This is a genomic window from Streptomyces sp. NBC_01515, assembly GCF_045040345.1.
Taxonomy (GTDB): domain Bacteria; phylum Actinomycetota; class Actinomycetes; order Streptomycetales; family Streptomycetaceae; genus Streptomyces.
The window spans coordinates 8081238-8100996 of record NZ_CP109416.1 but is presented as its reverse complement, the minus strand read 5'-3'; the positions used below and the strand labels follow the sequence as shown (position 1 = coordinate 8100996).

General features: G+C 68.7%; 15 protein-coding genes and 3 pseudogenes. 4 read left to right on the top strand and 14 right to left on the bottom strand.

The annotated features are described in order from the left end of the window. Positions 1 to 375: 375 nt before the first annotated feature. From OG407_RS36730 to OG407_RS36710, 5 genes and pseudogenes are all read right to left on the bottom strand, one after another. Positions 376 to 2061, bottom strand: coding sequence for a ribonuclease J (locus tag OG407_RS36730; RefSeq protein ID WP_365310849.1), 1686 nt, complete (start codon positions 2059 to 2061; stop codon positions 376 to 378). A gap of 128 nt (positions 2062 to 2189) precedes the next feature. Continuing rightward, positions 2190 to 3089: a 4-hydroxy-tetrahydrodipicolinate synthase gene (gene dapA / locus OG407_RS36725; protein WP_405863907.1), complete on the bottom strand. Its 900-nt coding sequence runs from the start codon at positions 3087 to 3089 to the stop codon at positions 2190 to 2192. A 211-nt stretch (positions 3090 to 3300) separates the two neighbouring features. Further along, positions 3301 to 3750, bottom strand: a pseudogene (gene thyX / locus OG407_RS36720) (FAD-dependent thymidylate synthase); the annotation flags it as partial. A 3-nt stretch (positions 3751 to 3753) separates the two neighbouring features. After that, positions 3754 to 4500 (bottom strand): annotated as a pseudogene (locus OG407_RS36715) (HNH endonuclease); the annotation flags it as partial. Positions 4501 to 4659: 159 nt separating this feature from the next. Then, positions 4660 to 4950, bottom strand: a pseudogene (locus tag OG407_RS36710) (FAD-dependent thymidylate synthase); the annotation flags it as partial. A gap of 213 nt (positions 4951 to 5163) precedes the next feature. On the opposite strand from OG407_RS36710, the gene OG407_RS36705 reads away from it, so the two are divergent. After that, entirely contained in the window at positions 5164 to 5403 is a 240-nt protein-coding gene (locus tag OG407_RS36705; RefSeq protein WP_405863905.1) for a hypothetical protein, read from the top strand. 122 nt (positions 5404 to 5525) lie between these two features. Continuing rightward, the gene (locus tag OG407_RS36700; RefSeq protein WP_405863903.1) at positions 5526 to 6080 is read left to right on the top strand and encodes a hypothetical protein; all 555 of its coding nucleotides are present in this window, start codon (positions 5526 to 5528) and stop codon (positions 6078 to 6080) included. Between the two features lie 99 nt (positions 6081 to 6179). Here OG407_RS36700 and OG407_RS36695 read toward each other — a convergent pair whose 3' ends face one another. The 5 genes from OG407_RS36695 to rpsO all read right to left on the bottom strand — a co-directional run bounded on the left by OG407_RS36695 (position 6180) and on the right by rpsO (position 11696). Next, positions 6180 to 6632, bottom strand: a complete 453-nt coding sequence (locus tag OG407_RS36695) for a hypothetical protein (protein ID WP_403587765.1) — start codon at positions 6630 to 6632, stop codon at positions 6180 to 6182. 10 nt (positions 6633 to 6642) lie between these two features. Continuing rightward, on the bottom strand, positions 6643 to 7395 hold the full coding sequence (gene dapB, locus OG407_RS36690; protein ID WP_365310855.1) for a 4-hydroxy-tetrahydrodipicolinate reductase: 753 nt from the start codon (positions 7393 to 7395) through the stop codon (positions 6643 to 6645). Between the two features lie 42 nt (positions 7396 to 7437). Continuing rightward, a complete protein-coding gene (locus OG407_RS36685) occupies positions 7438 to 8817 on the bottom strand; it encodes a M16 family metallopeptidase (RefSeq protein WP_405863900.1) in 1380 nt (459 codons plus the stop codon). Next, positions 8814 to 11036 (bottom strand): polyribonucleotide nucleotidyltransferase, encoded by a 2223-nt coding sequence (locus tag OG407_RS36680; RefSeq protein WP_405863898.1) that lies wholly within the window; start codon positions 11034 to 11036, stop codon positions 8814 to 8816. Before OG407_RS36680 ends, OG407_RS36685 begins: the two co-directional genes overlap by 4 nt. A 372-nt stretch (positions 11037 to 11408) precedes the next feature. After that, positions 11409 to 11696, bottom strand: coding sequence for a 30S ribosomal protein S15 (gene rpsO / locus OG407_RS36675; RefSeq protein WP_019064787.1), 288 nt, complete (start codon positions 11694 to 11696; stop codon positions 11409 to 11411). Positions 11697 to 12001: 305 nt separating this feature from the next. Between rpsO and OG407_RS36670 the strand changes: the two genes are divergently transcribed. Beyond that, the gene (locus tag OG407_RS36670; RefSeq protein ID WP_328678178.1) at positions 12002 to 12283 is read left to right on the top strand and encodes a DUF397 domain-containing protein; all 282 of its coding nucleotides are present in this window, start codon (positions 12002 to 12004) and stop codon (positions 12281 to 12283) included. An 85-nt stretch (positions 12284 to 12368) separates the two neighbouring features. On the opposite strand, the gene eccD is transcribed toward OG407_RS36670, so the two are convergent. Beyond that, positions 12369 to 13880 carry a type VII secretion integral membrane protein EccD gene (gene eccD, locus OG407_RS36665; protein WP_405868815.1) on the bottom strand — a complete coding sequence of 504 codons (1512 nt, stop codon included), beginning with the start codon at positions 13878 to 13880 and terminating at the stop codon, positions 12369 to 12371. Positions 13881 to 14213: 333 nt separating this feature from the next. On the opposite strand from eccD, the gene eccCa reads away from it, so the two are divergent. Next, positions 14214 to 18191 (top strand): type VII secretion protein EccCa, encoded by a 3978-nt coding sequence (gene eccCa, locus OG407_RS36660; RefSeq protein WP_405863896.1) that lies wholly within the window; start codon positions 14214 to 14216, stop codon positions 18189 to 18191. Between the two features lie 166 nt (positions 18192 to 18357). On the opposite strand, the gene OG407_RS36655 is transcribed toward eccCa, so the two are convergent. From OG407_RS36655 to OG407_RS36645, 3 genes are all read right to left on the bottom strand, one after another. Further along, positions 18358 to 18615 (bottom strand): hypothetical protein, encoded by a 258-nt coding sequence (locus tag OG407_RS36655; protein ID WP_405863894.1) that lies wholly within the window; start codon positions 18613 to 18615, stop codon positions 18358 to 18360. Between the two features lie 371 nt (positions 18616 to 18986). Then, a complete protein-coding gene (locus OG407_RS36650) occupies positions 18987 to 19286 on the bottom strand; it encodes a WXG100 family type VII secretion target (RefSeq protein ID WP_329552636.1) in 300 nt (99 codons plus the stop codon). 64 nt (positions 19287 to 19350) lie between these two features. Next, positions 19351 to 19698, bottom strand: coding sequence for a WXG100 family type VII secretion target (locus OG407_RS36645; protein WP_365310070.1), 348 nt, complete (start codon positions 19696 to 19698; stop codon positions 19351 to 19353). Positions 19699 to 19759 lie beyond the last annotated feature (61 nt).

Below are 19759 nucleotides of genomic sequence, written 5' to 3'. Positions count from 1 at the left end.
ATCAACATATCTGGCGTTGATTTTTGGCACGCTGTTGAGTTCTCAAGGAACGGACGCTTCCTTTGTACTCACCCTCTCGGGCTTTCCTCCGGGCTTTTCCCTTCGGTCTTGCGTTTCCGACTCTATCAGACCGTTTCCAGTTCCGATTTCCTCGGTGCTTTCCAGGTTTCCGCTTCCGCGTTTCCCTTTCCGGCGGTTCCGACTTTATCAGAAGTTCTGAGTCGGATTTTCCGGCCCTTCGGGAGTGGCTCCCGTACACGCGAAGTGTCCGGGTTCCCCCTCAGGCGGAGCCGTAAATGTACTGGAGCGGGCCGCCTCGATGCAAATCGAGGCGGCCCGCTCCAGGTTCACGCGTACGAGGGGGTCGTACGACGGTCAGACCTCCACGACGACCGGGAGGATCATCGGCCTGCGCCGATAGTTGTCGGAGACCCACTTGCCCAGCGTGCGGCGGATCAGTTGCTGCAGCTGGTGGGGTTCCACGACGCCGTCCTGGGCAGAGCGCTCCAGGACCTCAGTGATCCTCGGGACCACGTCCACGAAGGCGGAGTCCTCGATGCCTGAGCCGCGGGCCTGGATGTGCGGGCCGCCTGTGATCTTGCCGGTGGACGAATCCACGACGAGGAAGACCGAGATGATGCCCTCGTCGCCCAGGATCCTGCGGTCCTTCAGCGCCGGCTCGCCGACATCGCCGACCGAGAGGCCGTCGACGTAGACATAACCCGCCTGGACCTTGCCCGAGATCTTGGCCTTGCCCTCGATGAGGTCGACGACCACGCCGTCCTCGGCGATGACGATGCGGTCGTGCGGGACGCCGGTCATGGCGCCCAGCTCGGCGTTGGCCCGTAGGTGGCGCCATTCGCCGTGGACCGGCATCAGGTTCTTCGGCCGGCAGATGTTGTAGAAGTACAGCAGCTCGCCGGCCGAGGCGTGTCCGGAGACGTGGACCTTGGCGTTGCCCTTGTGGACAACGTTGGCGCCCCAGCGGGTGAGGCCGTTGATGACGCGGTAGACCGCGTTCTCGTTGCCCGGGATGAGCGACGAGGCCAGGATCACCGTGTCGCCCGCGACGATGCGGATCTGGTGGTCGCGGTTGGCCATGCGGGACAGGGCGGCCATCGGTTCGCCCTGCGAGCCCGTGCAGACCAGGACGACCTGGCTGTCCGGGAGGTCGTCGAGCGTCTTGACGTCCACCACCAGGCCCGGCGGGACCTTGAGATAGCCGAGGTCACGGGCGATGCCCATGTTCCGGACCATCGAGCGGCCAACGAAGGCGACCCTGCGGCCGTGCTCGTGTGCCGTGTCCAAGACCTGCTGGATGCGGTGGACGTGGCTGGCGAAGCTCGCCACGATGATCCGCTTGCGGGCGTTGCCGAAGACCTGTCGCAGGACGTTCGAGATGTCGCGCTCGGGCGGGACGAAGCCCGGGACCTCGGCGTTCGTCGAGTCGGCGAGGAGCAGGTCGATGCCCTCCTCGCTGAGCCGGGCGAACGCGTGTAGATCCGTGAGACGGCCGTCCAGCGGGAGCTGGTCCATCTTGAAGTCGCCGGTGTGGACGACCATGCCCGCGGGCGTGCGGATGGCGACCGCGAGCGCGTCCGGGATCGAGTGGTTGACCGCGACGAACTCGCAGTCGAAGGGGCCGATGCGCTCGCGGTGCCCCTCGGCGACCTCCAGCGTGTACGGCCGGATGCGGTGCTCCTGGAGCTTCGCCTCGATGAGGGCGAGGGTCAGCTTGGAGCCGATCAGCGGAATGTCCGCCTTCTCACGAAGGAGGTACGGGACCGCGCCGATGTGGTCCTCGTGGCCATGTGTGAGGACGATGCCGTCGATGTCGTCGAGACGGTCCCTGATGGACGTGAAGTCCGGCAGGATCAGGTCGATTCCGGGCTGCTCCTCCTCGGGGAAGAGCACGCCGCAGTCGACGATGAGCAGACGGCCGCCGTATTCGAAGACCGTCATGTTTCGGCCGATTTCCCCGAGGCCACCGAGCGGGGTGACCCTCAGGCCGCCTTCGGGGAGCTTGGGCGGCGGGGCGAGTTCAGGATGCGGATGACTCAAAAGACTCTCCTACCCATGCGCGCCACGTACCTGTGGGCACGTGGCGCGCATGACGTTCGTGCAAATGCAGTTATCGGATGTGGGGTGCGGGCGCCGAGGCCCCGCGTATTCAGTTGTGAAGTCCGTTGTCAGAGCTGTACCCCGCCGGCGGCAAGATCGATCTTGAGCTGGGCGATCTCCTCGGGCGAGCACTCGACCATCGGTGAGCGCAGCGGTCCGGCGGGCAGTCCCTGGAGGGTGAGCGCGGCCTTGGTGGTCATGACGCCCTGGGTGCGGAACATGCCGGTGTAGACGGGGAGCAGTTTCTGGTGGATCTCGGTGGCCTTCTGGACGTCACCGGAGACGTACGCCTCCACCAGTGTGCGCAGCTCGGGTGTGACCACATGGCCGACGACCGAGACGAAACCGACCGCGCCCACGGAGAGCAGCGGCAGGTTCAGCATGTCGTCGCCGGAGTACCAGGCCAGGCCGGTCCGGGCGATGGCCCAGCTGGCGCGGCCCAGGTCGCCCTTGGCGTCCTTGTTCGCGACGATCCGCGGGTGCTCGGCGAGTCGGACCAGTGTCTCGGTGCCGATCGGGACGCCGCTGCGGCCGGGGATGTCGTAGAGCATGACCGGTAGTTCGGCGGCGTCGGCGACGGCCGTGAAGTGCCGGTAGAGGCCCTCCTGCGGGGGCTTGTTGTAGTACGGCGTGACGACGAGCAGGCCGTGCGCGCCGGTGTGTTCGGCCGTGCGGGCGAGTTCGACGCTGTGGTGGGTGTCATTGGTGCCGACGCCGGCGATGACGTGGGCGCGGTCTCCGACCGCTTCCAGTACGGCTCGTACGAGATCCGCTTTCTCCGCGTCGCTGGTGGTCGGGGACTCACCGGTGGTGCCGTTGATGATCAGGCCGTCGTTGCCTGCGTCCACCAGGTGGGTCGCGAGCCGCTGAGCGCCGTCGAGGTCGAGTGCGCCGTCCGCCGTGAAGGGCGTGACCATGGCGGTGAGGACCCGCCCGAAGGGGGTCTGCGGAGTGGAGGTCGGAGCCATGGGTAACACGCTACTCGCTGCTCAATGCGGGGTCTGCCTTAGGGGCAGGCGACAAGTCGTGACAAATGTGGAGCCCGGCACTGCCTGCTCGGGGGTTCAAGCAGTGCCGGGTCCGTTTGATCAGGCTAGATGAACTTCTCTAAATGCCGCAATACGGACACTTCGCGCGGCCCATCCGTACATGTGTGCCCGACCGGCAAACAGAGGTGCGCTACGGGGCGACACGGCCGTTGGCATTGAAGGCGGCGTAGGTGAGCGGCATGAGCTTGGCCCACTGCTCCTCCATCTTCTCGCCGACCATCTCGATCTCCCGCTGCGGGAAGGACGGGACCTTCGCCAACTCGTGCTGTGTGCGCAGTCCGAGGAAGTGCATCAGCGAGCGCGCGTTGCACGTGGCGTACATCGAGGAGAAGAGGCCTACGGGGAGCACCGCGCGGGCGACCTCGCGGGCGACGCCGGCGGCGAGCATCTCCTGGTAGCGCTCGTACGCCTGGACGTAGGACTCCTGCATCGAGCGTTCGACGACAGCCTGCTGCGCCTCGGTACCCGATACGAACACGTACTTGCCCGGGCGTCCCTGCTGGACCAGCTTGCGGTCCTCTCCGGGGACGTAGAAGACCGGCTGAAGTTCCCTGTAGCGGCCGGATTCCTCGTTGTACGAATTGTGTACGACGACACCGTTGGCCAGGAAGTTGTGCCAGGGACCTTCCACCGACAGGTCGTACGTCATCTCCTCGCCGTCGTCCTCGATGGAGATCACCGGATCAGGCACGGCTACCGCGATCTCCCCGCCGCGACCTGCGAGCTTCTGTTCCTCCGCACTCTTGGCCGCGTGGCAGGGCTCACAGGCAGGCGCCAGGTTCCGCTCGTCGAGTGCTCGGGTCAGGTCCTCGGCCACGGGAACGACGTGAGCGAGCGCGAGGTCTTCGCGCGCGAAGACCTCGCCGCAGACATAGCAGGTGTCGGTCTCACCGATGAGGCGGTCGCGCTGCATCGACGTCCAGACACCCACACCACGCCCGAGGCTCGGCGGAACCAGCCTCTCCGAGGGGCGCGGTTCCGTCCCGGCGGTCATCACGGCATCTCCCACCGCGAGTTCACCGGCCTTCCGCCAGCCGTCCGGGGTGAGCACCGCATGATCGACTGTGGAGCGCAGAACCCTGCCACCCGCTGTGGTGATCTTGATCAGCGGCTTGACGCCCGACTGGATGACGTCGAGGATCTGGGCCCGCTGGGCCGTCAGGGTCTCCTCGTCGTAGCAACGGACGTGGTTGCGCCGGACCGATTCGAGTTTGCGCAGTCGGGTGGACGGGTGCTGCTCCCGGAATTCCGCGACGGCCGAGTCGGCCGCCTCGCGGTTGTCGTAGAGCCCCAGGTAATGGTCGGTCTCCCCGCGCCGGACCTGCGCCATCCACTTCTGTGCACGGGCGTGCCAGGTCACACCGCCCGCCGAATGCGGCAGACGGTCCTCCGCGCCCAGGTGCCACAGCTTGTACAGGTCCTCGATCGAGCGGCGCCTGAGGTTCCCCGCCTCGCTTTCGAGCGTGATCTCGGTGTCACCGGAGACGCACCAGCCCACCCGATGCCGCATGAACTCGCGGAAGACGAAGATCGGGGCGCTGATGAAGAACGTCATCGAGTTGTGCTCGAAGGGGCTGCCGTGCCGGTCCCGCATCAGGTAGTTGATCAGACCCTTGGAGCGCTCGGGGTCCTTGCCCATCTCGTCCAGGGACTGCTCGCCGATCGTCGAGACGCGGGCGGCGAAGAGCACGTCCGCGTCGGACGCGGTGTGCTTGACCAGCTCGACGGTCACGTCACTGCGGAAGCTGGGCTTGAGGTCGTCGGCGGGAGTGTCGGTCACGGCTCGGAGGGTCCTTCCATCACGTCTCTCGGGCGGCGCCCACTCTACGGCCCGGCACTGACATCGGGGCGTTCGGTACCGGGCCACGACATTCATTGGCGAACTTCTGCGAATTCGGTGAAACAGGGCACCAATTGGGGCGTTCGCTCGTCTGTCTTGGTGAGAGCCACCCGTTCGATCCCGATTCGACCCCAGAGGGGAGAAGCACCACCGATGTTCCGTCGGCGCGAACCCGTTCCGTTCGCCTTCATCGCCGAGACCGACCGCTTCCGCAGCAATGTCGCACCGCCGCCGCGTGAGCGTGCGTCCGCCGGTCAGATAGCCGGGCGTTGGCTCCTGGGCCTCACCATCGTCGCCGGAATCGTGGGCTCCCTGGTCCTCGGGATGCCGGCGCTGTCCCAGAACAACCTCTCGACCCAGGACCAGCAGTCCCAGGCCGCCGACAATCGCTGACCCGGCACGCGGCCGTACAGCTGACCATGACTCATCCGGGCCCCCAACGGTGGTGAGTGGGAACACGGCCGGATAGCCTCACCGGGCACAGCCCACGCATGGATTCAGTGAGGACACCAGCCGTGCCCCTGCCCTTCCTTACGGCCGACCGCGCATTCGAGGCCGCGGACGAGCTCGCGCTGCCGTTCGACGACCGCGACCGCTGGCGGCGCCCCTACCGGCCCGGCCCGTGGCGGGTGGCGGCAGCGGCGCTCGTGCTGCTGCTCGCGTCGTACGTGCTGTTCGCCGCGGTCATCATCGCGTTGACCGGCTCGCGGTCCGAGGCCGCACTGATCCTCGGTATCGCGGTGGCCGTCATCCTCTGCGCCCTGCGGCTGCTGCGCATGGGCGTGTGGGTGAGCGCGCGCGGGCTGCGCCGGGTGCGGTTCCTCTTCACCCTGACGGTGCGGTGGGACCGGGTCGTCGCCGTGCGCACGGTGCAGCAGCCGGTGCGCTGGCTAGGACTGCCGCGCACGGTGCAGGGGCAGGCGCTGCTCCTCGTACGCAAGGACCGTGCTCCGGAGGACGTGACCGCGCTGCTGACCACGCACGACATCGACTTCGTGGCACGTGCCTCCTCCTTCGACCGGGCCGCGGACTCGGTCGAGGTGTGGTCCGACGAGTACCGGCGGAGCTGACCGCCCGACAGCGGCCGTAAGTCGAGCAGTCGTATGCCGAAGGGGCCGGTCCGCAGTGAGTGCGGGGCGGCCCCTTCGGCGTACGGGCGTTTCAGCCGCTCATGCCTCGACGGGGCGGCCGTCGTGCAGGGCGATCGCGCGTTGCATCGCCTTGCGGGCGCGCGGGGTGTCGCGGGCGTCGTGGTAGGCGACCGCGAGGCGGAACCAGCTGCGCCAGTCGTCGGGGGCGTCCTCCGTCTCGGCCTTGCGCTTGGCGAAGACCTCGTCGGCGGAGTCGCGGTCGATGCGACCGCCCGCGGTGCGCCTCAACTCGTCGACGGGCAGGCCGCCTTCGGCGTCGAGTTCGGCGGCGAGCTTGTTGGCGTTGCGGACGAACTGGGTGTTCTTCCAGAGGAACCAGATGCCGATCACCGGCAGGATCAGGACCGCGATCCCGAAGGTGACCGTGATGAGCGTGCCGGACTGTATGAGCATGACGCCGCGGCTGCCGACCAGGACGAAGTAGAAGACCAGGACGGCGGCCGTGACGGCGTAGGTGATTTTGGCGCGCATGTCGTGAGCCTCAGCCCAGGTCCAGGAAGTGTTCCAGGCCGAAGGTGAGGCCCGGGGTCGTCACCACGCGGCGGGCGCCGAGCAGGATGCCCGGCATGAAGCTGCTGTGGTGGAGCGAATCGTGGCGGACGGTCAGCGTCTCGCCCTCGCCGCCCAGCAGGACCTCCTGGTGGGCCAGCAGGCCGCGCAGCCTGACGGCGTGCACCGGGATGCCGTCGACGTTCGCGCCGCGCGCGCCGTCCAGGGCCGTGGTCGTGGCGTCCGGCGCGGGGGCCGAGCCCGCCTTGGCCCGGGCCTCCGCGATGAGCTGGGCGGTGCGGGTGGCGGTGCCGCTGGGGGCGTCCACCTTGTTCGGGTGGTGCAGTTCGATGACCTCGACCGACTCGAAGTAGGGCGCGGCGATCTGCGCGAACTTCATGGTGAGTACGGCGCCGATGGAGAAGTTGGGCGCGATGAGGACGCCCGTCTCCGGCGACTCGGCCAGCCAGCCGTTCAGCTGCGCGAGGCGCTCGTCGGTCCAGCCCGTCGTACCGACGACGGCGTGGATGCCGTGCCGTACGCAGAAGTCGAGGTTGTCCATCACCGAGGCGGGCGTGGTCAGTTCGACCGCGACCTGGGCGCCCGAAGCCGTGAGCGCCTCCAGGGTGTCGCCGCGGCCCAGGGCGGCCACCAGTTCCATGTCCTCGGCGGCCTCGACGGCTCGTACCGCCTCGGCGCCGATCCGGCCCTTGGCACCGAGGACCGCCACGCGCAGCTTGCTCATCGTTCTTGCTTCCTTACCGGATACGGGTTCCGAAGGCGGGTGTCAGGCGACGGCGTCGTGCAGTCGGGCCGCCTGCTTGTCCTTGAGCGGGCCGATGACCGACAGCGAGGGCCGCTGTCCCAGGATCTCGCGGGCGACCTCGCGGACCTCGTCCGGGGTGACCGACGCGATCCGGGCCAGCAGGTCGTCGACGGACATCTGCTCGCCCCAGCACAGCTCGCTCTTGCCGATGCGGTTCATCAGCGCGCCCGTGTCTTCGAGGCCCAGGACGGTGGAGCCCTGGAGCTGGCCGACGGCGCGGCCGATCTCGTCGTCGGACAGGCCGTGTTCGGCGACCTGGTCGAGTTCGTCGCGGCAGATCTTCAGCACGTCGTGGACCTGCGAGGGCCGGCAGCCGGCGTAGACGCCGAAGAGTCCGCAGTCGGCGAAGCCGGACGTGTACGAGTACACGCTGTAGGCCAGGCCGCGCTTCTCCCGGACCTCCTGGAAGAGGCGGGAGGACATGCCGCCGCCGAGGGCCGTGTTGAGGACACCCAGCGCCCAGCGGCGCTCGTCGGTGCGGGCCAGGCCCGGCATGCCGAGGACGACGTGCGCCTGCTCGGTCTTGCGGCCGATCAGCTCGACCTTGCCGGTGGAGCGCAGGACACGGCGGCCCTCGCGCGGGGCGATGGGCGCGGCCTCTGGGGTGCGGAAGGCGCCCGCCTTGTCGAAGGCCGCGCGGACCTGTCGTACGACCTTGTCGTGGTCGACGTTGCCGGCCGCCGCGACCACGAGGTGGGTCGGGTCGTAGTGCTTCTTGTAGAAGCGGCGGATGCGGTCCGCGGTGAGGGCGTTGACGGTGTCGACCGTGCCGAGGACGGGGCGGCCGAGGGGATTGTCGCCGAACATCGTGCGCGCGAACAGGTCGTGCACGCAGTCGCCCGGGTCGTCCTCCGTCATGGCGATCTCTTCGAGGATGGCGCCCCGTTCGACGTTGACGTCGTCCTCACGGATGAGGGAGCCGGTCAGCATGTCGCAGACCACGTCGATCGCGAGCGGCAGGTCGGTGTCGAGCACGCGCGCGTAGTAGCACGTGTACTCCTTCGCCGTGAACGCGTTCATCTCGCCGCCGACCGCGTCGATCGCGGAGGAGATGTCCAGCGCGCTGCGCTTGTGCGTGCCCTTGAAGAGGAGGTGCTCCAAGTAGTGCGTGGCGCCGTTCAGGGACGGTGTCTCATCGCGGGAGCCCACGTGTGCCCAGATGCCGAAGGTCGCGGAGCGGACCGAGGGCAGCGTCTCGGTGACGATGCGCAGGCCGCCCGGGAGGGTGGTCTTGCGGACCGTGCCGATGCCGTTGGTGCCCTGGATGAGGGTTTGGGTACGGGCGACGGCCCGCGCCTCCGAAGAGGTGCGGGCCGTCGTCGTGGTGCTGGTCGACGTCACTTGTCGTCGTCGTCCTTCTTGTCGTCCTCGGCGTTCTCTTCACCCTCGATGACGGGGATGAGGGAGAGCTTGCCGCGGGAGTCGATCTCGGCGATCTCGACCTGGACCTTCTGGCCCACGCCGACGACGTCCTCGACGTTCTCCACGCGCTTGCCGCCGGCGAGCTTACGGATCTGCGAGATGTGCAGCAGACCGTCCTTGCCCGGGAGCAGCGACACGAACGCGCCGAAGGTGGTGGTCTTGACGACCGTACCCAGGTAGCGCTCGCCGACCTCCGGCATGGTCGGGTTGGCGATGCCGTTGATCACTGCGCGAGCGGCCTCGGCCTGCGAGCCCTGCGCGGCACCGATGTAGATGGTGCCGTCGTCCTCGATCGTGATGTCGGCGCCGGTGTCCTCCTGGATCTGGTTGATCATCTTGCCCTTCGGGCCGATGACCTCGCCGATCTTGTCCACGGGGATCTTGACGGTGATGATCCGCGGGGCGTTCGGGGACATCTCGTCCGGCGTGTCGATCGCTTCCATCATCACGTCGAGGATGTGGAGGCGGGCGTCACGGGCCTGCTTGAGAGCGGCGGCCAGGACGGAGGCGGGGATGCCGTCCAGCTTGGTGTCGAGCTGGAGGGCGGTGACGAACTCCTTGGTGCCGGCGACCTTGAAGTCCATGTCGCCGAAGGCGTCCTCCGCACCGAGGATGTCGGTGAGGGCGACGTAGTGCGTCTCGCCGTTGATCTCCTGGGAGATCAGGCCCATGGCGATACCGGCGACGGGGGCCTTCAGCGGCACACCGGCGTTCAGCAGCGACATGGTGGAGGCGCAGACCGAGCCCATGGACGTCGAGCCGTTCGAGCCGAGGGCCTCGGACACCTGACGGATCGCGTAGGGGAACTCCTCGCGCGTCGGGAGTACCGGCACCAGGGCGCGCTCGGCGAGCGCTCCGTGGCCGATCTCGCGGCGCTTCGGGGAGCCGACGCGGCCGGTCTCGCCCACCGAGTACGGCGGGAAGTTGTAGTTGTGCATGTAGCGCTTGCGGGTCACCGGGGAGAGGGTGTCCAGCTGCTGCTCCATGCGGAGCATGTTGAGGGTGGTGACGCCCAGGATCTGGGTCTCGCCACGCTCGAACAGCGCGGAACCGTGCACACGCGGGATGGCCTCGACCTCGGCGGCGAGCGTACGGATGTCCGTCACGCCACGGCCGTCGATGCGGATCTTGTCCTTGATGACACGCTCGCGCACCAGGGACTTGGTCAGCGAGCGGTACGCGGCGGAGATCTCCTTCTCGCGGCCCTCGAACTGCGGGAGCAGCTTCTCGGCGGCGATCTCCTTGATGCGGTCCAGCTCGGCCTCGCGCTCCTGCTTGCCGGCGATGGTGAGCGCCTGGGAGAGCTCGCTCTTGACCGCGGCGGTCAGGGCCTCCAGGACATCGTCCTGGTAGTCGAGGAAGACCGGGAACTCGCCGGTCGGCTTGGCGGCCTTCGCGGCGAGGTCGGCCTGGGCCTTGCAGAGCACCTTGATGAAGGGCTTCGCGGCGTCCAGACCGGAGGCGACGACCTCCTCGGTGGGCGCCTCGGCGCCGCCCGCGACCAGCTGGATGGTCTTCTCGGTGGCCTCGGCCTCGACCATCATGATCGCGACGTCACCGTCCTCCAGGACACGACCGGCGACGACCATGTCGAAGACGGCGTCCTCAAGCTCGGTGTGCGTCGGGAACGCGACCCACTGGCCGTTGATCAGCGCGACGCGGACGCCGCCGATCGGGCCGGAGAAGGGCAGACCGGCCAGCTGCGTGGACGCGGAGGCGGCGTTGATCGCCACGACGTCGTACAGGTGGTCGGGGTTGAGGGCCATGATCGTGGCGACGACCTGGATCTCGTTGCGCAGGCCCTTCTTGAAGGACGGGCGCAGCGGGCGGTCGATCAGCCGGCAGGTGAGGATCGCGTCCTCGGAGGGACGGCCCTCACGGCGGAAGAAGCTGCCGGGGATCTTGCCGGCGGCGTACATCCGCTCCTCGACGTCCACCGTGAGGGGGAAGAAGTCGAGATTTTCCTTGGGCTTCTTGGAGGCGGTGGTGGCCGACAGCACCATGGTGTCGTCGTCCAGGTACGCCACGGCGGAACCGGCGGCCTGCCTGGCCAGCCTGCCCGTCTCGAAGCGGATGGTGCGGGTGCCGAAAGTACCGTTGTCAATGACGGCCTCGGCGTAGTGGGTCTCGTTCTCCACTAGCGTTTTCTCCGTTACTTGTCGTCTTTCGTCCCTCCCCGCCCGTGTGGCGGGGGGACGGTGGCGGAGAAGCGCTGTCTGGTGCGGGCCGGTCTTCGATCGAAGCACCCGGGGTTTCCTGCCCGGGGGCCACTACCGAGGACCGGCGGCTGCGAGGCGCGCTTCTCCTCTTCGTGGTCGTGCTCTGTCGCACGTGGTCGTGCTGGGTCGTACGTCCTGCGTCTCACATCGTGCGTCTCACATCGTGCGTTGTGCTACCACACTACAAAGCGTCAGTGACACTCCGCACGTTTCCGCACGTACGGGCAATCCGCACATACGGCAAAGGGAGCGGCTCCCGATCGTTTCGGGAACCGCTCCCTTCACGGCGTCTTACTTGGCGCCCGCCGCACCGCGGCGGATGCCCAGGCGGTCCACCAGCGCACGGAAGCGCTGGATGTCCTTCTTGGCCAGGTACTGGAGCAGCCGGCGGCGCTGACCGACCAGGATCAGCAGACCACGACGGGAGTGGTGGTCGTGCTTGTGGGTCTTGAGGTGCTCGGTCAGGTCCGAGATACGGCGCGAGAGCATGGCGACCTGGACCTCGGGGGAGCCGGTGTCGCCCTCCTTCTGACCGAACTCACTGATGAGCTGCTTCTTCGTAGCGGCGTCGAGCGACACGCGTACTCCTCGTAGTCTGAGATGTGCCACCGAGTGCCCCTGGTCCACTTCTCAGGGGAGCTTCCATAACTCGGGAGGCGGGTATCCGCTGGGCGCTGCCTCCTGAGCGGTGAGCTCCGGGGGTGCGTACACAAACGGCCGCTACACAGCGTACCAGCCTGGGGGGACACCTCGGTCCAGCTCTGTGAAGGGCCCTGACCGGGGCGGATACGGCCACTAGGGTGATCTCCGTCCATGGATGGAACGAACCTTCCGTGGATGGAAGCGTGGAACACGTCGGTTCGTCGGGAAGGGGTCGCTTCGCCATGGCGGAGACGGAGCAGGAGATCAAGGCACGCAAGGAGCGGGAGCGGGACGAGCTGTACGCCCTCGACATCTCGGGTGTCGAGTGGCGCAGCGCGCCGGGCACGGAGGACCACGAGGAGCGCGTCGAGATCGCCGACCTGCCCGACGGCGCGGTGGCCATGCGCTCGTCGCTCGACCCGGACACCGTGCTGCGGTACACGGAGGCGGAGTGGACGGCCTTTGTGCTGGGGGCGCGGGACGGGGAGTTCGATCTGGAGCCGGCTCCGGAGGAGCAGCAGTAGTAGTAGTTCTCGTACGCATGAAGGAGGGGCGGCACGCGTGTGTGCCGCCCCTCCTTCATGCGTACGACCGCACGCGTACGACTCCTTATTTGCTGGTCATGGCCCGTGCCTGCGCGTACACGTCGAAGACGGCCAGGGACAGCGGGATCAGGGTGAGCAGGACGAAGCTCTCGGCGATCTCCAGGAAGCGGCCCCAGAAGGGGGTGATTCCGCGACGCGGGGTGATGAGTCCGATCGCCGTGACCAGGGCGGTGGCGGCGGCGACCGCCGCCGCGAGCCAGACGCTGCGGATGTCGAGGGAGTTCGGGTCGCCCATGCCCGCGTCCTGCATGTACGCGTGCGGCGGGTTCAGGGCGAGGCCGAGGCCCAGGAACACGAGGGCGGCCAGGCCCGCGGCGAGGGTGGCGCCGACCTGGGCGGTGTAGCGGAACAGGTGGGCGCGCATCAGCATCGCGACGCCGGTGGCGAGGGCGAGGAGCTGGGCCCAGATGTCGCTGGAGAAACCGAGAACGATCGAGGCGCCGACGGAGACGAGGGCGCAGCCGCCGACCAGACCGACGAGGAGTTCATGGCCGCGCCGGGCGCGGGCCGCGATGCGCTCGGCGTCGACGGGCTCCTGGGCCACGGGTTCGCCGTCGCCGTAGCCGCCGCGGTTGGGGCTGGGCGGTTCGAAGCCGATGGGGAGGCGGGCGAAGCGCATGGACAGGCCCGGCAGGAAGGCGAGCGCGCACACGGAGAGCGGGGCGCAGATCGCGGCCGTCTCGGTGGGCTTCAGGTGGGCGAGCATCGCGACGAACGTCGTCAACAGGCCGATGGCGGAGGCGAAGACGAAGGCCACGAAGGGGCCGTCGCCGCCGGGCGAGACCAGGGTGAGGATCACGGTGGCGACGAGGACGGCGGCGCAGGCGAGCAGGAACTGGAGCCGTCCAATGCCTTCTCCTTCGGAGAAGGGGAGGAGTCCGGAGCCGGCCACGGCGATGTTCGGGAGCGCGCCCAGGCCCAGGGCGACCGCCGAGCCCCGGTCGTCGTACACGCGCGCGCGTACGCAGGCGATCGTGACGAGGAGGGTGCCGGCGAGGGCCGCGACGATGCCCTGGAGGCTGTTCATGTCGTGGTGGATCTCGGAGCTCCAGGCCACGAAGGCGAGCAGCGTGGGCAGGATGCCGCCCGCGACGAGACCGGCGGCGCGCGTCAACTCGCCGTTCCACAGGGCACGGTCACGGGTGACGGCGGAGGCGACCGCCTCGGAGACGTCGTCGTAGACGGCCGGCGGCAGGGAGTCGGCGAAGGGGCGCAGGGTGAGCAGTTCGCCGTCGAGGATGCGCTGCGCGGCGAAGGAGCGGGCGCCGTCGAGGACGGTGCCGTCGCGGCGGACGAGGTGGTAGCCGACCGGGGCGCCCTCGGCGAGGCTCTGCTGAGAGAGCCGCAGGATCTCGGGGTACAGGTCGGCGACCGGTACGTCGTCGGGCAGGGCCACGTCGATCCGGCTGTCGGGCGCCACGATGGTGACGCGGCAGAAGCCGAACCCCATGCCCGCTGCGGAAGGGGCTCCGGTGCCCGTTCCGCCGGTCGCGCCGGCCGGCGCGGAGGCCGTGATGCTCACCTGCTGTTCCCCCTCGTCAGTGACGGACGGTTCGCGAAGCTGCCGCGCGCATCCGCCGTAAAGATCCTGTGTAGGTCGTGCCGTGCCACCCGTCACACCGGCCGGGGGCGCCGTCGCGCCCGGGACTCAACGGGATTCGCCTGCTTCGAACGCTGCGGTTTTGCCCGGTTTTCCCGGAACGATTCGCAACTGCTCACACGTCTCACGGGAACCCTACCGCCCACCGTTGTCAGTGGTTGTCAGTAGGATCGCGCAGTGCGGATCGGCGTCCGCCCGACACGGGGCGGCGGACGAAACAACTGGGTCCGGCAAGGGAATTGGTGCGTAGTGAGCCAGATCGTCGTCAAGCGCCCGCCGAGGTCGCTGCCGAAGGAAGTGCCCACGGACGAGGTGATGCTGCAGGCCCCGCCGGAGCTTCCGCGCGGCCAGCAGGAGGGCGCCATGATGCAGCTCCTGCCCATGCTCGGCATGGGCGGATCGGTGGTGTTCTTCTTCAACCCCAGCGCCCAGCCCTTCATGAAGATCATGGGCATGGTGATGATCGCGTCGACGGTCGCGATGGGCGTCTCGATGCTGGTGCGCTACCGCCGGGGCAACCAGGGGCAGATGGCCGACATGCGCCGCGACTATCTGCGCTATCTGTCGCAGACCCGGCGTACGGCTCTGGATACCGCGCGCTCCCAGCGCGACGCCCAGTACTACCTGCACCCTTCGCCGGAGCAACTGTGGGCGTTGGTCGCCGAGGGCAGCCGGGTGTGGGAACGCCGCACCAATGACGAGGACTTCGGACAGGTGCGGGTCGGTCTGGGCACGCAGGGGCTCGCCACTCCCCTGATCCCGCCGGAGACCGCGCCGGTCGACCAGTTGGAGCCGCTGACCGCGGGCGCCATGCAGCGCTTCCTGGCCACGCACGGCACCCTGGACGACCTGCCGATGGCGGTCTCGCTGCGCGCCTTCTACCACGTGACGATCAGCGGCGAGCCGGTCACCGTGCGCGGCACCGCCCGCGCGGTCGCCGCCTCCCTCGCCTCGCTGCACTCCCCCGAGGACCTGGTCATCGCCGTCGCCACCGGGCGCCAGTCGGTGCCCGAGTGGGAGTGGGCCAAGTGGCTGCCGCACGCACAGGCGCAGGGCCTCGCGGACGGCGCGGGCAGCATGCGGCTGATCACGACCGACCCGATGGAGCTGGAGGAGATGCTGGCCGACCGCCTCCAGGGCCGCCCGCGTTTCCACCCCGCCGGAGCGCCGGTGCCCGAACAGCCGCACCTGGTGGTCGTGTTGGACGGCGTCTCCCTGCCGCCCACGTCCTTCCTGGCCAGCCCCGAGGGCCTCCAGGGTGTGACGATCGTCGAGGTCGTACCCGGCGACCTCAGCAGCGGCCGCGGCGACCTCTCGATCGTCGTCCACCCGAAGGAACTCCGCCTGGAGTCGGGCCACGGCATGGTCTACGAAGGCACGCCCGACGTGCTGTCGTACGAGGCCGCCGAGGCGCTCGCCCGCCAACTGGCGCCGCTGCGCATGGTGTCGGGCGGGGACGACGACGAACCGCTGCTCGCCAACCTGGAGTTCACCGATCTGCTGAACCTGGGCGACGCGGCCTCCGTCGACCCGAAGCGGACCTGGCGGCCGCGCTCGACGGCCGAGCGGCTGCGGGTGCCGATCGGACTCGGCGAGGACGGCCGGCCCGTGATGCTCGACCTCAAGGAGGCGGCCCAGGAGGGCATGGGCCCGCACGGCCTGTGCGTGGGCGCGACCGGTTCCGGCAAGTCGGAGCTGCTGCGCACGCTGGTCCTCGGCCTCGCCGTGACGCACTCCTCGGAGACGCTGAACTTCGTCCTCGCGGACTTCAAGGGCGGTGCGACCTTCGCCGGTATGGCGCAGATGCCGCACGTGGCGGCCGTGATCACCAACCTGGCCGACGACCTGACCCTCGTCGACCGTATGGGTGACTCGATCCGCGGCGAGTTGAACCGCCGCCAGGAGATGCTCCGCGACGCGGGCAACTACGCGAACATCCACGACTACGAGAAGGCGCGCGCGGCGGGTGCCCCCTTGCAGCCCGTCCCGTCCCTCGTCCTGGTGATCGACGAGTTCAGCGAACTCCTCACCGCCAAGCCGGACTTCATCGAGATGTTCGTGCAGATCGGCCGCATCGGCCGGTCCCTGGGCGTGCATCTGCTGCTGGCCTCGCAGCGCCTGGAGGAGGGCCGGCTGCGCGGCCTGGAGACCTACCTGTCGTACCGGATCGGCCTGCGCACGTTCTCGGCGGCCGAGTCGCGGGCCGCGCTCGGGGTGCCGGACGCGTACGAGCTGCCGAACGTGCCGGGTTCCGGCTTCCTGAAGTACGGCACCGACGAGATGGTGCGCTTCAAGGCGGCGTACGTCTCCGGGGTGTACCGCACGAGTTCGCAGCAGTCCGCCGCGCTCGGCGGGCCGCTCCCGGTCGACCGCAGGCCCGTGCTGTTCACGGCGGCGCAGGTACCGGTGCAGTACGCGCCGCCTGTGCCGCGTCAGCGCGAGGAGGAGGCGGCCGAGGAGAAGGACGACGCGCTCGCCGACACCGTGCTCGACGTGATCGTGCGCCGGCTTGAGGCACAGGGTCCGGCCGCCCACCAGGTGTGGCTGCCCCCGCTGGACAGCCCGCCGTCGCTCGACTCCCTGCTGCCCGGCCTCGCCGCGGTACCGGGGCGTGGCATGACGCAGCCGGGGTACGAGGGCGCGGGCCGGCTCGTCGTCCCGGTCGGCCTGGTCGACAAGCCGTACGAGCAGCGGCGCGATCCGCTGTGGACCGACTTCGGTGGCGCGGCCGGCCATATGCAGATCCTCGGCGGCCCGCAGTCCGGCAAGTCGACGCTTCTGCGCTCCCTCATCGCGTCGTTCGCGCTCACCCACACCCCGCACGAAGTGCAGTTCTACGCGCTGGACTTCGGCGGTGGCGGCCTGTCCGCCGTGGCCGCCCTGCCGCACGTGGGCGGGGTCGCCTCCCGCCTCGACCCGGAGAAGGTCCGGCGTACGGCGGCCGAGGTCTACGGCGTGATGACCCGTCGCGAGGAGTACTTCCGTACGGCGGGCATCTCCTCGATCGCGGAGTTCCGCACCCGCCGCGCGCGGGGCGACATCTCCGTCACGGACCAGCCCTGGGGCGACGTCTTCCTCGTCATCGACGGCTGGGGCAACTTCCGTACGGACTATGAGGCGTTGGAGCCGCTGGTGCTGGACATCGCGGCACGCGGCCTCGGTTACGGCATCCATGTGATCCTCACGGCGTCGCGCTCCATGGAGGTCCGCGCGAACATGAAGGACCACCTGATGAACCGCCTGGAGCTGCGGCTCGGTGACCCGATGGACTCGGAGTTCGACCGCAAGGTCGCCGCCAACGTGCCCACGGGCGTGCCCGGTCGGGGCCAGACCCCGCAGAAGCAGCACTTCATGGCGGCGGTCCCACGCATCGACGGCCTGTCCTCGGACACGGACCTCGCGGAGGCTACGACGGCGCTCGCGGCGGAGGTCGCCCGCCACTGGCAGGAGCCGGGAGCCCCCGAAGTCCGCCTGCTCCCCCGGGAGTTCGCCGCCGCCCAGCTTCCGTCGGGCGACCGCTTCCCCAACCGGGGCGTCTCCTTCGCGCTCGACGAGGACAACCTGGAACCGGTGTTCGTCGACTTCGACCAGGACCCGTTCTTCCTCGTCTTCGGCGAGAGCGAGTCCGGCAAGTCGAACCTGCTGAAGCTCATCATCAAGCGCCTCACCGAGCGCTACGACGGCAGCGCGTGCAAGCTCTTCGTGGTCGACAACCGGCGTTCCCTGCTGGGCGTGACCCCGACCTCGCACCTGGCCGAGTACATCCCCATGTCGAACCAGATGCAGCACCACATGGACGCGCTGGTCGACCTGATGCAGCGCCGGACACCGACGTCGGACGTCACGCCGCAGCAGCTCCGTGACCGGAGTTGGTGGCGGGGCCCGCAGGTGTTCGTGATCATCGACGACTACGACCTGGTGTCCACGTCGAGCGGCAACCCGCTGGCGGGCCTGACCGAACTCCTGCCGTTCGCCCGGGACGTGGGCGTGCGCTTCGTCATCGCCCGCTCCACCGCGGGTGCGGGGCGCGCCGGTTACGAGTCGTTCATGCAGCGCATGAAGGAACTCGGCGCCCAGGGCGTGGTGTTGGCGGGCGACCCGGCCGAGGGCGACCTCCTGGGCGGCGTACGGCCACGCCCGATGCCTGCCGGTCGGGGCGTGTTCGTCTCCCGAAAGCGCGGCAAGCCGCTGGTCCAGATCGGGCAGGTCCCGGACACGGTGGAGTGAGGACGGGGGCGGTGCGGAGACGGGGCTTCCTGTGCCGCCGCCGTACACGTCCTCGCCCCGTACGCGTTCTCGCCGCCGTACTCCACGTTCGCCGAACGGTCGGCGGCGGCGCGAGACGGACATGGGGGTGCGCGGGCCTGCAACTGCCGAGCCCGGACAGGCGAGTTCAGAACGCGTTGAAGGCGATGGCCTTGCTGTCGTGCAGCAGGAAGATGCGGTTTCCGTTGGTGGTCGGCAGGCGGGATTCGGTGGCGGGGAATGCGTACCGCCATGTCCGGCTCCCGTCGGGCGCCTGCGGGGCGTCGAGTTCATCGAGGTGGTGTCTGCGGTGCCACTGTCGATCAGCGGGTCCGAGAGCGACAGACAGCAGTCCTTCACGCCGTAGGCCACCACTCGCGGTGCCTGACACGAGGACGTCGCGCACCGGCGGGAGGCGCGGCGAGCGGCGAGTAGACGTCGGCCACGTTCTCCACTTCGCAGAGGGTGGGCGGCCGGCCGGTGCCGGTGGCGCTCACCAGGTTCTGCGTGGGGATGCGCACTGCCGCCGTGGGACGGCGAAGGGACTGCTCGTCAGGCGGCCGGTCACGTCGTCGTCCGAGCCGAGCGATCAGGCCGTGGTGCTAGCCCCCGGCGGCGACCACCGCACTCGCGGTGGAGAGTCGGGTGACCGGTCACGCGCTCACCGTCTCGTCCATCGCTCGGTGCGGCGGAGCTTGATACGCCGACGGGGTGGGCGCCTCCCGCGCGCGCCCACCCCGGTTTCTGCGGCGATGGTTTCCGCAGCGGTCCTCGGTCCTACTGGAAGTAGCTGGCGGCCTTCTTGTCGCCTTCCATGTAGGTACCGCCCGACGTGTGCACGACGTGGCCGATGCCGGTCAGCGCCGTGTGGATGTCGTTGGCTTCCTTGTCCCACTTGTGCAGCTTCTCGTTGAAGGTGCCCTGCGCGTCACCCTCCCAGTACTGCTGGCTCTTCACGACCAGCGCGCGGAGCTCCTGGAGGTCCTGCTCCAGCTGCTTCGCCTCGTTGCCGATCTTGGTGGCCGCGAAGTCCAGCCCGTCATAAGTGACGGAAAGGCCGTCGGAGTTACGGCTCATGCGTGTTTACCTCGTCTCGTTCGTATGGGGCTGGTGGGCGTGGTCGTACGTGATGACGTGTGGCTCAGTAGGAGTTCAGCGAGGACGGTTGCACGGTCGGCGCGCCGTCCTGGAGGTCGATCTTGTTGACCGCCGCACGGACCTCGTCTTCCTTGCTGTCCTTGATGTTGCGCGTCGCGGTCATCGCCTCGATGACGTCACCGAGAATCGTGCCGATCTTCCGCAGCGACTCGTTGATCTCGTACTGCTTCTTGTCGAACGCGGCACGACCGATCCCGTGCCACTGGCCCTCAAGCCCGTCGATCACACCCTGAAGCCCGTGCACGCGCTTGGCGATGCCGTCGTACTTGTCGAGCATCTGCTTCTGAATATCGACTACTGCGGCATCTTCGAGCTTCTGCTTGTTGGACATGGTCAGCTCACCCTTCTTCTGTTGACTGCCCCGTATTGACGGATTCGCGGTGTTGACTGAT

Excerpts from the sequence above, each read along its gene's own strand:
- dapA (WP_405863907.1), bottom strand. The coding sequence starts at position 3,089 with ATGGCTCCGACCTCCACTCCGCAGACCCCCTTCGGGCGGGTCCTCACC.
- OG407_RS36705 (WP_405863905.1), top strand. The coding sequence starts at position 5,164 with ATGTTCCGTCGGCGCGAACCCGTTCCGTTCGCCTTCATCGCCGAGACC.
- OG407_RS36695 (WP_403587765.1), bottom strand. The coding sequence starts at position 6,632 with ATGCGCGCCAAAATCACCTACGCCGTCACGGCCGCCGTCCTGGTCTTC.
- dapB (WP_365310855.1), bottom strand. The coding sequence starts at position 7,395 with ATGAGCAAGCTGCGCGTGGCGGTCCTCGGTGCCAAGGGCCGGATCGGC.
- OG407_RS36670 (WP_328678178.1), top strand. The coding sequence starts at position 12,002 with ATGGCGGAGACGGAGCAGGAGATCAAGGCACGCAAGGAGCGGGAGCGG.
- OG407_RS36650 (WP_329552636.1), bottom strand. The coding sequence starts at position 19,286 with ATGAGCCGTAACTCCGACGGCCTTTCCGTCACTTATGACGGGCTGGAC.
- OG407_RS36645 (WP_365310070.1), bottom strand. The coding sequence starts at position 19,698 with ATGTCCAACAAGCAGAAGCTCGAAGATGCCGCAGTAGTCGATATTCAG.